This is a genomic window from Wohlfahrtiimonas chitiniclastica (assembly GCF_002252325.1).
GTDB classification, from domain to species: Bacteria; Pseudomonadota; Gammaproteobacteria; order Cardiobacteriales; family Wohlfahrtiimonadaceae; genus Wohlfahrtiimonas; species Wohlfahrtiimonas chitiniclastica.
Window position 1 is genome coordinate 254,001 of record NZ_NEFL01000001.1, and the last position, 11,610, is coordinate 265,610.

Consider the following 11,610-nt stretch of genomic DNA (forward strand, 5'->3'; position numbering starts at 1 on the left):
ATTTTATTAAGAGTGAGAGCAGTATGAATACACGAGCAGTGAATTTTTCAGTCGGCTTATTTATGATTCTTGGGGTGGTGGCATTGATTTGGCTCGCCTTGAGTGCCAGTACAACCGATGGCCGCTTTGGTAAGCAAATCTCTGTGTCAGCAAGTTTTGACAATGTGGGCTCATTGAAAGTGAAAGCACCTGTGATGATTGGCGGTGTGCGCGTGGGTCGTGTGTCAAACATTGCGTTGGATCCGGATGATTTTCGTGCCGTTGTCACCATGAAATTAGATGATCAATTTGAGATCCCAAATGACACCTCCGCAATGATCTACACAGCCGGTTTAGTGGGTGAGCAATACATTGCGTTAGATCCCGGTGGCTCACCGATTCCATTAGAAAATGACAGCCAAATTAAAATGACACAATCGGCCATTGTCATTGAACGCTTAATCGGTCAGTTCCTCACCTCTATGGGGAATAAAGATTAATCGTGGTGATGCAAACGCTTGGCGTTGTTCTTAAAAAAAGTGCTTATCAAGAAGATCGGGTTTTGCTCGATCTTTTTACTGAGCAGCATGGAAAAATTAAAGTCCTAGCAAGGCGCAGCCGCAAAGCCCGTTACAGTGATCAAATTTTTGAGCTCGGCCATTGGCAATTGAAAGCGGGTAAAGTCTTCTATTTTGCAGAGGATTATGACAGCGTTCAGCATGCCTTCATTAAGGGGCTCAATGTGTGGTCCGGTTACTATTTAAATGAGCTATTGATGCGTTTAATGAGCGCGCACCATGCCGACTCATCGCTGTTTACCCATTATTGGCGGGCGCTGGCAGCATTAGAACATGCCGATGCAGACTTGCAAGAATGGATGCTGCGCACCTTTGAGAAAGCATTGTTAGAAACTTTGGGATCGATGCCTGATTTAACCGCGGACAGCGAGGGCGATGAGATTCAAGCCAATCTCAATTATTATGTGGGGATTGAAGCAGGACTCAGTAAACATCCCTTTAAAATGCCAACGCCAGTGATGCCAGGACACCATATTTTAACCCTACAAATGATCGAAGAGACGCATCAATATCAACGCCTTGATCGCCCCTTATTGCAACATTATAAGCGCATGATGCGCTTTTTATTGCAGCCACTGCTTGGCAAAGAGCCTTTGCAATCTCGCCTGTGGCTACAATCCTTACATGCCAAACAACAATCAACCCCATTATCAGACACAAGGAGCTCCCTATGATGGATTTTGCGCGCCGCTTTTTATTAACATTACCGGCTGAAACGGCGCATAATATCGCCATTGCCACATTACCGTTATTACCGATTGCCACAGAAATGACGCATGATCCTGTCACCATCATGGGCTTAACCTTTCACAATCGTTTAGGCTTAGCGGCAGGGTTAGATAAAAATGGGGCGGCATTGTCTGCGTGGGCAAAAATGGGCTTTGGTTTTGTGGAAATTGGCACGGTGACGCCGCGCCCACAGCCGGGCAATCCAAAGCCACGCATGTTCCGCATTCCGGAAAAACAAGCCATTATTAATCGCATGGGCTTTAATAATAAAGGGATTGACCATTTATTACAGAATTTGGCGGAGTATCGCTTAAATCATGGCGCCAATGGTCCATTGATTGGCGTGAACATTGGTAAAAATGCAGTGACGCCGATTGAGCGCGCGACCGATGATTATATGATTGGTTTGCAAAAAGCCTATGCATTGGCCGATTACATCACCATTAATATTTCATCACCAAACACTAAAAATCTACGTGCCCTTCAAGGGAAGGATCATTTGATGCAACTGCTCTCAACCCTTAAAGCAGAGCAGGGCAGATTGTTCAATGAAACGAAAAAATACACCCCACTTGTGGTGAAGTTAGCACCTGATATGAGTGAGGCAGAGTTGCTTGAATCCATAGAAGTGATCAAAGCAGTGGCATTAGATGGTGTGATTGCCACAAACACAACGTTAAGCCGTGAGGCCGTTACCGATTGCATCAATGCCAATGAAGCAGGCGGATTAAGTGGTGGACCTTTGACAGAAAAAGCCACAGAAGTTGTGAAAGTGCTCACAACGCATTTGCCAGATTCCATTCCTGTGATTGCCGCCGGTGGCATCATGACAGGGGAAGATGCTTTAGATAAGATTAAAGCGGGTGCAAAATTGGTGCAAATCTATTCTGGCTTCATTTATGGTGGCACGGGGTTGGTGGCGGATATTCAACAAAAATTGAGTGATTATCAGTCATAATTTGACTTTATGGCGCCCGCCACTTGAGTACTCTAAATTTTCATGCTATCTATTTAAGTAACCCAAAAGGTTTCCCATTGCGTTTACTGTGCGTAAACAGTGTCTTTACCCAAGACAATCTTACAAAATATATTGATGAAAATTTAGAGAGTATTATGACGGTTCGAAAAATCACAGCCATTGGGTTTATGTTGTTCGCCATCTTTTTTGGCGCTGGTAACTTGATCTTCCCACCAAATGCAGGTTGGCTCAGTGGTGGCAACTTTTTTCCTGCAATTATCGGTTTTGTCATTACAGGTGTGGGTTTACCGCTGCTTGGCATCATCGCTGGTTCCTTTTCTGAAGAAGGTTTCATCACAGAAACAAAACGCATTGGCGTGATTTTCTCTGTGGTCTTTATGGTGGCCATTTATCTGACCATTGGACCATTCTTTGCCATCCCAAGAACAGCCACAGTCTCTTATGAAATGGCATTGGTGCCTTTCATTCGTAATGAAGGCGGACTGTTACATGGTCTGTTTTTAAGCATTGCTGAAGGCTTAAAATCGATGTTCTATGCAGCAGATGCATCTGTCTTGGCGAGCGATTTAGTGGGCAAAGTGGGGCTATTTTTCTACTCTGTTTTCTTCTTCATCGTGGTGTTCTGGTTGAGCTTTAATCCAACGAAAATTGTGGATCGCGTGGGTCAGATCTTAACCCCTGCATTATTGATCACCATGCTTGTATTGATTGTATTGGCAATTTTCCAACTCAATACACCGATTGAAGCTGTAGATCCTTCATATCAAGCCGCACCGTTTGCCAAAGGCTTTGTGGAAGGGTATCAAACGATGGATACCATCGCAGCGGTGGCATTTTCCATCATTGTGTTAAAAGCAGTGCGTGCATATGGCATCACCAATCAAAAAGATTTGTTTAAATACTCATCATATGCCGCAGTGATTGCAGGGATTGCCTTAGGTTTAATCTACATCGCTTTAGGATGGGTGGGTAACCATTTCCCGATTGATGAAGCGCAATTTGCGTTACAACAACAAGATCGTGGGACATACATCTTAACGCAAGTCTCCCGCATGACTTTAGGTTTACCAGGTCAATTCTTATTGGGCATCATCGTCGGTTTGGCATGTTTGACCACAGCGATTGGTTTAATTGTGTCCATCAGCAGCTATTTCCACAGCTTAATGCCAAGATTGTCTTATAAGCAATATGCGATCATCTTCACATTGATCAGCTTTGGCTTAGCAAACCAAGGGCTCAGCAGCATCATCAAAGGGGCGATTCCTGTTCTATTGATCGTTTATCCTTTGACCATCACATTGATTGTGTTGATCTTTATTGATAAATTATTGGTGCCATTAGATAAAGTTGAATTACGCATCACAACGTATGTGGTGTTGTTCATCAGCGTTTCTTCTGTCTTCTTCCCGACGGCAGGCTTTGTGCAAATGTTGCCATTACATGACATCTCGATGGGATGGGTGGTGCCAGGTGTGGTTGCATTTTTAGTGGCCATCCACATCAATAACAATATTTTGTTAAAGCGCGCAGTGCGCAATCAAAATAAAGAGCATAAAATTGCTCAAATTGTTGAATAACTGACATTGAATTTTGATGTTAAAAAGCTCAGAGAGATCTGAGCTTTTTTTATGAGGCAAATTAAAGGTGTTGTTGCTGACGTTTAGGCGCTGCAGTTTTTTGTTGATGTTTGCTGAGTCGTTCAGCAAAGTCAGCAGGTTTATCCCCTAAATATTTTGGCCAACCTTGCAGCCCAATGCGCATAAAATCTTCGCCCATGGCAGTTTGTACTGTGGCGATGGGTACTTTTTTGATCTCAACTAAGTAATTAAAGACTTCACTCAAGAGTTTATCTAAAGGAATGCTGTGGGTGCGTTTAAAACATTTGACTAAGTAATCAGAGAGTTGCCATAAAGTTTCAAAGGCAGATTTATCAAACAATAACGGCAATGTATGATTAAAACGCCCTGAATTGGCAATGAGATCCCAAAATTTTGCGGCATTTTTCATTTGATTCATGGTGGTAAAGTCCATGTCCTTATTGGCAAATACGCTGTAAGGAGCTTCAGGGCTGTAACGATAATCAAATGAATCGGTGTGGCGCGTGATGGGCGTGCCTTTTAAGCGTTTTAAGATGCCCAATTGAATCTCTTGGGGCTCCCATGACCAAAGTTCATTAAAGCCTTTGGCAAACTGCTCTAAATCCTCCGCCGGTAAACCTGCAATCAAATCCACATGTAAATGCACGGAGGTATGTTTAGAAAGCCACGAGATGTTCTCTTTGGCTTTGGCTAAATTTGTGCGCCGTGAAATGAGCTGCTGCGTTTCTGTGTTTAAGGTTTGAATGCCAATCTCAAACTGTAAACTCCCTTCAGGGAATTTTAAAATGAGGGCTTTGATCTCTTCGGGTAAAAAGTCTGGCACCAATTCAAAGTGTAAAAAGAGCGCATCTTCAGGATTTTTCGCCAATTTATCCAAAAAGAAATTTAAAATCCGTACGGTAAATTCACGTTTGAGATTAAAGGTGCGATCAATGAATTTAAATTGACGTAAACCCCGTTGATATAAGCGATCCATCGCCGCGAGAAAATCTTCAAGCGGAAAAGTCCACGCTGTTTTATCAAGGCTCGATAAACAAAATTCGCACTTAAATGGGCAACCACGTGAAGCTTCCACATAAATGGTGCGATGGGCAATGTCAAAGTCCGTATAGTAATCGTAAGGGAGCTTAATTTCTTCGAGCTTCGGCTGTTTGCCTTTGATGACTTTATCACTTGGTGCTTGATCATTGAGAATGTCACGGCACAATTCATACGCGCTGATGTCGCCCCAACCGGTGATGAGATAATCAGCCGTTGTAAAAATCGCCGTCTCTTCATATTCATGGGACACTTCAGGTCCGCCAATAACAATGATGAGCTCAGGCATTAAAGCTTTGAGCTCGCGCACCAATTTGGTGGTTTCATTGATGTTCCAGATATAGACGCCCAACAGAATAATTTTAGGTGCTTTGTCATACACGGTGGCTAAAATCTCTTCGGTGTCTTGCTGAATGGTGAATTCACAAATCTCAGCGCGTGCTCGTAAATCATCGTCTAAATTTGCCAATAAATAACGGGTGGCTAGAGAAGCATGAGAGAAACGCGCATTGAGTGTACTGATTAAAATATCCATATTAAAGGGCTAAGGTATCCTGCATTGAGTAAAGGCCATGGGGCTTTTGATGTAACCAGCGAGCGGCATACACGGCACCATCAGCAAAAAGGGAGCGATCTTTGGCTTTATGGGTGATTTCAATTTGTTCTTTAAGTGTGGCGAAAATCACTGTGTGATCGCCCACCACAGAACCGCCGCGCAATGTGGCAAAGCCGATTTCACCTGCGCCGCGCTCACGATTCATGTCATGGCGATCATACACCGCGATTTTATCAAAATCTTCATTCATGGCATGAGCCACCACTTTACCCATTTGTAGTGCTGTGCCACTTGGCGCATCTTTTTTAAAGCGATGATGCATTTCCAGCACTTCGATGTCGGCTTGTTTACCCAAAACTTTCGCCGCTTGTTCAAGGAGTGCATAAACTAAATTGACGCCAAGGCTCATATTCGGCGCTTGTAAAATGGCGGTCTCTTTGGCATAGATTGCCAATTGTGCCAAATCCTCAGTGCTTAAACCTGTGGTGCCAATCACCACTGGAATGTGGGCGTTGGCAATCGGTTGAATGTTGATCATGGTGGCTTCAGGTAACGTGAAATCAATGTATACATCCACATCTTTTGTGGTGCTTGCCACATCATCCGTGATGCGCACATTTAAGGGTTCACTGTGTAGCAATGATCCTGCATCTTGTCCAATGTTTGGGCTGCCATGATGAGTGATGGCAGCGCCTAAAGTTAAATCTTCTGCCGCTGTCACCAATTGTAAGATGTTCAACCCCATGCGTCCTTCAACGCCAATAATGCCAATTCTAATCATATTTTTATCCTATTAACAAAACGATTTCATTATAGCCATAAAGGCGATAAAAGTAATGGCAGACGAGCGAATTGCGATGATAAATTGCGATCATCATTCATAAAAACAATCAGTCAGATTAAAAAAAGTGATGAAATGATTTGACAAATGATTCTTAAATGATAATAATTCTCATAAGTTAATCAACATTTTTTGATAATGGTTATGAATAAGAGAACTTTTCAAACAACAGCAATCATGAATCTCCTTTTGATCGTCGGGGTCGGTGCACTGCATACAGCTGCACTTGCTACGATGTTATCGCCGAAAAGTCTTGCGGTACAAGCGAGTGTTGCGGGCACGGTTGATCTTCAAATGGTGACATTAGGTGATCACACTGAGAGCATTGCTGAAGTTGAAGAGGTGATCGAAGAAACATTACAACATCCGCATGATGAAGAGATGGTTCAGATGGTGGCGGTAAACACAGCAGTACAAGCCGCGGATGTTGTAGTGCCCATTGAGGCACCGGTGGTGAAGGCAAAGCCTAAACCCACACCTAAGCCGAAGGCGGTCGAGCGCGTTGTGAAAGCACCGAGCAAACCGGCTAAAGCACAAGCAGCGCGAACACAAGGCGGACGCCCATTTGTTGCAGCGAGTCGCATTGAGTTTTTGAAAAATCCGCAGCCAAAGCGCCCACGCGCAGCGCACCGTAAGGGATTGCGTGGCAATAGTGTGGTCATCATTGAGCTCAATGCACAAGGCGTACCGACAAAAGTGGTGCTTGAGCGATCATCTGGGCACAAGATGCTTGATGAGGCTGCACTCAATGCCGCAAATGGGGTGAAAATTCGCCCGTATCGAGAAAATGGTCAAGCGATCGCCATCCGACATCGTATAGACTATGCATTTTAATTCAGTCGCATAAAGGAATCGTATGGAAGTCGGACAGTTAGGATTTGCCCATTTCATCGGGCAAGCAGATGTGCTCAGCAAAAGCCTTTTGGGTATTTTAGTGGTGATGTCTTTGATCTCTTGGAGCATCATTGTCATCAAAGCGTTTAATGGCATGATTCGTCGTCATAAAGTCTCTGCATTTTTTAAGCAGTTCAATACAGCAAAGGACATTCATGATTTATCCCGCACCGCGAAACATTTAGCGGGTTTAGATTATGCACAATTGACACAAAAGGGCATTGAAGCGGTGGATTTTTATCATGACAATGAAGGCGCTGTATTGGCAGAATCCACAACATTGACGGATTTTATCACCATTACACTGCGCGCTGAATTAGATGACATTCAAATGCACAAGGAAAATGGGTTATCTGTATTGGCAACGATTGCAGCAACCGCGCCTTTTGTTGGACTCTTTGGAACGGTGTGGGGGATTTATCATGCCCTCATTACCATCGGCGCAACCGGTGCCGGCACCATTGATAAAGTGGCAGGACCCGTGGGGGAAGCACTGATCATGACAGGCATCGGTTTAGCCGTCGCCATTCCGGCAGTGATGGCATATAACTGGCTGACGCGTCGCAATCGTGTGGCATTAGGACGATTGGACACATTTGCTTTTAAACTCATCAAATTATTGAGCGGACACGCGAAGGAGGCATGATGGCCATTGGTCGAATCAGAAGTGAGCACACCTCGGAAAATGCTGAAATCAACATGGTGCCCCTCATTGATGTGATGCTTGTATTATTGGTGATTTTCATCATCACAGCACCGATGGTGACGCAATCTGTGGATCTCTCTTTGCCAAAGGCCGCGAGCATTGAAGCACCAGTGCCGCCGCAAAAGCCTGAAACCATTGAGATTACCAAAACGGGCGAGATTTTACTCAATCAAACCCCAGTGACATTAGAGAATTTACATGCATCACTTGAAGCCATTAAGGCTAAAGATGCCACCATTGAGCCGATCATTGCTTTAAACATTGATGAAAGTGTGCCATATGACACTGTGGCCAAAACATTGATTGAAATTAAACGGGCGAATCTCTCAAAAATTGGTTTCATCACCACCGTTGAAGATCGCTGATCCCTTTAATTTCAATCCCCAGCTCCCTGCACTTTGAAGATTCCTCGGAATCTTCTTTTTTTTTGCTGTTCAATTGCGGTAAATCTGATATTGTTTTAGGCGGCGAAAAGCCAAAGAGATGTGGAATTTTAATTATAAAGGAAAAGAGTCAATGAACGCATATCGTTTAACTATGTCATGCCCAGATGGAGTCGGGATTGTTGCTGGAATCAGTGGATTTATTGCAGAACACGGTGGGTGGATTGCCGAGGCAAATCATCATTCAGATTTTGGCAGCGGCTACTTTTTTATGCGTCATGTGATTCAAGCAGATTCATTGTCATGCAGCTTAGATGAGTTTAAAGAGCGTTTTGCACCGATTGCAGAGAAATTTTCGATGAAATGGAAAATCTCTGAAACAGCCGTGAAAAAGCGTGTGGTATTGATGGCGAGTAAAGATTCACATTGCTTAGTGGATCTTTTATCGCGCTGGCAAACCGGTGAGTTAGATTGTGACATCGTAGCGGTGATCTCTAACCACGATGATCTACGCAGTTTAGTGGAGTGGTACAATGTGCCTTATCACCATGTGCCTGTGAACCCCTTGAATAAAAGTGAAAGTTTTACGAAAGTGGAGAATTTGATGGATGAGCTCAGAGCCGACACGATTGTGCTCGCGCGCTATATGCAGATCATTCCGCCAGATTTATGTGAGCGTTATCAGCATAAAATCATCAACATTCATCACAGCTTTTTGCCCTCGTTTGTGGGTGCGCGCCCGTATCATCAGGCAGCGCAGCGTGGCGTGAAGTTAATTGGGGCAACGTGCCATTATGTGACGCAGGACTTAGATGCCGGTCCCATCATTGATCAAGATGTGACGCGCATCACCCATGCGGACAATGTGCAAGACATGATTCGCCTTGGGCGCGATATTGAGAAGATTGTGTTAGCGCGCGGTTTGCGTTATCACATTGAAGATCGTGTGTTGGTGCATGGCAATCATACGGTTGTCTTTTAACAGCGCTTGAATCAAAAAAAACCTCGGCATGCCGAGGTTTTTTAATGAGCGAGGATTAAGCCTGAGGTGGCGTTTCCTCTTTTTCAGGTTTTGCCTCTTTATTGTCAGGCACATAATTGTGTTCTAACTGAAAGTTATGAATGAATTGTAGATGATTGGTGTACTGATCGACAATGTCATTGCTTAAACTCTCTTTACTGTAACCCATGATGTCATAGCCTTGCGCGCCATTGTCTAAATGGACTTCTGCACGGAAGTACTTTTGATAATCCGGATCAACATCAGAGGCCTCAATGGAGGAAAAGTTCGGTTTTAAATAGTGACGTGCTTTGATGCGATACATAAAGTTGTCATTTTTACCATGTTCCACTTCAAAGAGAATGTCATCATCGCCTTTACGCGTGATGGTGGTTTTGATGCCTTGTTTAGAGAGCTCAGCGGCAATCTCTTCAAAGGCAGGTTCCACCGTTTCATTGATGAAACGAATCACATGATCACGGCGCGGATAGAGCACAAGCCCACGCAAACGTTTTTGCCAACCGCCTGACACAAAGCTTGATTGGAAATTGTTGATGGAGTTGGTGCGAATCTCGCGTTTACCATAATCGATGCGCAGCGCCTTAAAGAGCCCATAAAGTGAGAAGAGCAAAATCAAACTGAAGGGGAAAGCGGAGGCAATCGTTGCCGTTTGTAGTGCTTCTAAACCATTGGCACTCATTAAAATGATGGCGATGATGCCTGTGATCGATCCCCAATACACACGCTGCCAAAGGGGCGTTTGTGTTTTGTTTGAGGAGAGCATGTCCATCACAATGGCACCTGAGTCGGCACTGGTGATGAAGAAGATGAACACCATCACGATACTAAGGCCAGATAAGAGCGATGCCCACGGGAAGGATTCTAAGAAGACAAAAAGCGCCAATGATTTATCCGTATTGATGGCATCGACAATTTCGATCATGCCATCGTTTCGAATCATGTCGATGGCCGAGTTACCAAAGACTGTCATCCAAAGGAGGGTAAAGCCCGCGGGCACCAATAAAACGCCGAGTAAAAATGAACGAATGGTGCGACCGCGTGAAATGCGTGCAATGAACATGCCCACAAATGGCGACCATGATAACCACCAACCCCAGTAGAGGATTGTCCAGCCGCCGATCCAATCTTTAGGATCTTTCGGTTCATACGCATAGAGGTTAAAGGTTTTATTGACTAAGTCAGATAAATAACTACCAGTATTTTGGATGTATGCTTGGAACAGATCCACCGTGCGGCCACCTAAAAAGAGCACAAGGAGCATTAAAGCAAGCGCCATATAGAGGTTTGTTTCAGAGAGGATTTTGATCCCTTTATCTAAACCTAAGCTCACAGATAATGTTGCACCGGCTGTGGCCACCACGATGATTAAGATTTTAATCCCGCCAATGGATAAAAGGCTATCGGGATTATTGCCATATTCAGAAAGTTTGTAATTGAGTAGATAATCCAATCCTGCATAAATTTGTTCCACACCAAAGCCTAAGGATGTTGCCACACCAAATGCTGTACCGAGGACGGCAAAGATGTCGATTGCATCGCCAATGCGGCCATAAATGCGTTCACCAATGAGTGGATATAGGGCAGAGCGAAGGGCAAGGGGGAGTTTATGGCGGAAACAGAAATACGCCAAAATCAAGCCCACAATGGCATAAATGGCCCAAGCGTGTAAGCCCCAATGGAAGAAGGTTAAGCGTAAAGCTTCGGTGGCGGCGGCGACCGTTTCAGGATCACCCACAGGCGGTGCAATGTAATGCATGACGGGTTCTGCCACGCCAAAGAACATTAAACCGATGCCCATGCCGGTTGAAAAGAGCATGGCAAACCAACTAAAGTTGGTGTAATTCGGGCGTGCATGATCCGGCCCTAAGCGGATGTCGCCATAGCGACTTAAAATGATGAAAATGGCAGCGCCTAAAATGATGGCCACTGACAAAATGTAATACCATTTGAGGTTATCGACAATCCATGTTTGAATGGAGTTAAAGAGCTGCTCAGTGTTGGGCACTAAGATTGTGACTGCGAGCAAGAGTAAAATGAGAAGATTCGCGCCTACAAAAACGGGGATGTTTAAGCTTTTGAAAAACTTATGTTGAGTCCATGAAGGTTCTGGCATAAATGATCCTTGTTTGTTTAGGTTGAAAAAGAGATACGTGACAAGGGACGTATGGGGAGATTATTAGATTGATAAACAATGATAAAACGAGCAAAAATCGTTGAAATCATTTATTATGCTTGCCTGATTTTAGGGTTATGGGCCTCCTTGCAAAAACGTGAGTATAACATAAACACCTTTTATGCCACAAAAGCT

The 11,610-nt window shown here is 44.2% G+C and carries 11 protein-coding genes; 8 read left to right on the top strand and 3 right to left on the bottom strand.

The window, feature by feature from the left end; genetic code table 11:
- The first annotated feature begins 23 nt into the window (after window positions 1-23).
- From mlaD to brnQ, 4 genes are all read left to right on the top strand, one after another.
- On the top strand, window positions 24-479 hold the full coding sequence (gene mlaD / locus B9T10_RS01205) for an outer membrane lipid asymmetry maintenance protein MlaD (RefSeq protein ID WP_008314429.1): 456 nt from the start codon (window positions 24-26) through the stop codon (window positions 477-479).
- 8 nt (window positions 480-487) lie between these two features.
- A complete protein-coding gene (recO, locus tag B9T10_RS01210; protein WP_246782158.1) occupies window positions 488-1,231 on the top strand; it encodes a DNA repair protein RecO in 744 nt (247 codons plus the stop codon).
- The gene (locus B9T10_RS01215; protein WP_094537604.1) at window positions 1,228-2,244 is read left to right on the top strand and encodes a quinone-dependent dihydroorotate dehydrogenase; all 1,017 of its coding nucleotides are present in this window, start codon (window positions 1,228-1,230) and stop codon (window positions 2,242-2,244) included. The genes recO and B9T10_RS01215 overlap by 4 nt, the downstream gene beginning before the upstream one ends.
- Before the next feature lie 155 nt (window positions 2,245-2,399).
- Window positions 2,400-3,842 (top strand): branched-chain amino acid transport system II carrier protein, encoded by a 1,443-nt coding sequence (brnQ, locus tag B9T10_RS01220; protein ID WP_094488643.1) that lies wholly within the window; start codon window positions 2,400-2,402, stop codon window positions 3,840-3,842.
- 61 nt (window positions 3,843-3,903) lie between these two features.
- Here brnQ and B9T10_RS01225 read toward each other — a convergent pair whose 3' ends face one another.
- Entirely contained in the window at window positions 3,904-5,436 is a 1,533-nt protein-coding gene (locus tag B9T10_RS01225; RefSeq protein WP_094537605.1) for a B12-binding domain-containing radical SAM protein, read from the bottom strand.
- A 1-nt stretch (window position 5,437) separates the two neighbouring features.
- Window positions 5,438-6,238 (bottom strand): 4-hydroxy-tetrahydrodipicolinate reductase, encoded by an 801-nt coding sequence (gene dapB / locus B9T10_RS01230; RefSeq protein WP_063454863.1) that lies wholly within the window; start codon window positions 6,236-6,238, stop codon window positions 5,438-5,440.
- 204 nt (window positions 6,239-6,442) lie between these two features.
- Between dapB and B9T10_RS01235 the strand changes: the two genes are divergently transcribed.
- The 4 genes from B9T10_RS01235 to purU all read left to right on the top strand — a co-directional run bounded on the left by B9T10_RS01235 (window position 6,443) and on the right by purU (window position 9,263).
- Window positions 6,443-7,132: an energy transducer TonB gene (locus B9T10_RS01235; RefSeq protein WP_094537606.1), complete on the top strand. Its 690-nt coding sequence runs from the start codon at window positions 6,443-6,445 to the stop codon at window positions 7,130-7,132.
- A gap of 22 nt (window positions 7,133-7,154) precedes the next feature.
- Complete coding sequence (locus tag B9T10_RS01240; RefSeq protein ID WP_094493366.1) at window positions 7,155-7,838, top strand: MotA/TolQ/ExbB proton channel family protein; 684 nt, start codon at window positions 7,155-7,157, stop codon at window positions 7,836-7,838.
- Window positions 7,835-8,263 carry an ExbD/TolR family protein gene (locus B9T10_RS01245; protein ID WP_246534763.1) on the top strand — a complete coding sequence of 143 codons (429 nt, stop codon included), beginning with the start codon at window positions 7,835-7,837 and terminating at the stop codon, window positions 8,261-8,263. The genes B9T10_RS01240 and B9T10_RS01245 overlap by 4 nt, the downstream gene beginning before the upstream one ends.
- 151 nt (window positions 8,264-8,414) lie before the next feature.
- Window positions 8,415-9,263 (top strand): formyltetrahydrofolate deformylase, encoded by an 849-nt coding sequence (purU, locus tag B9T10_RS01250; RefSeq protein ID WP_008314445.1) that lies wholly within the window; start codon window positions 8,415-8,417, stop codon window positions 9,261-9,263.
- Between the two features lie 55 nt (window positions 9,264-9,318).
- Here purU and B9T10_RS01255 read toward each other — a convergent pair whose 3' ends face one another.
- Window positions 9,319-11,415, bottom strand: coding sequence for a BCCT family transporter (locus B9T10_RS01255; RefSeq protein WP_018122242.1), 2,097 nt, complete (start codon window positions 11,413-11,415; stop codon window positions 9,319-9,321).
- Window positions 11,416-11,610: the final 195 nt, after the last annotated feature.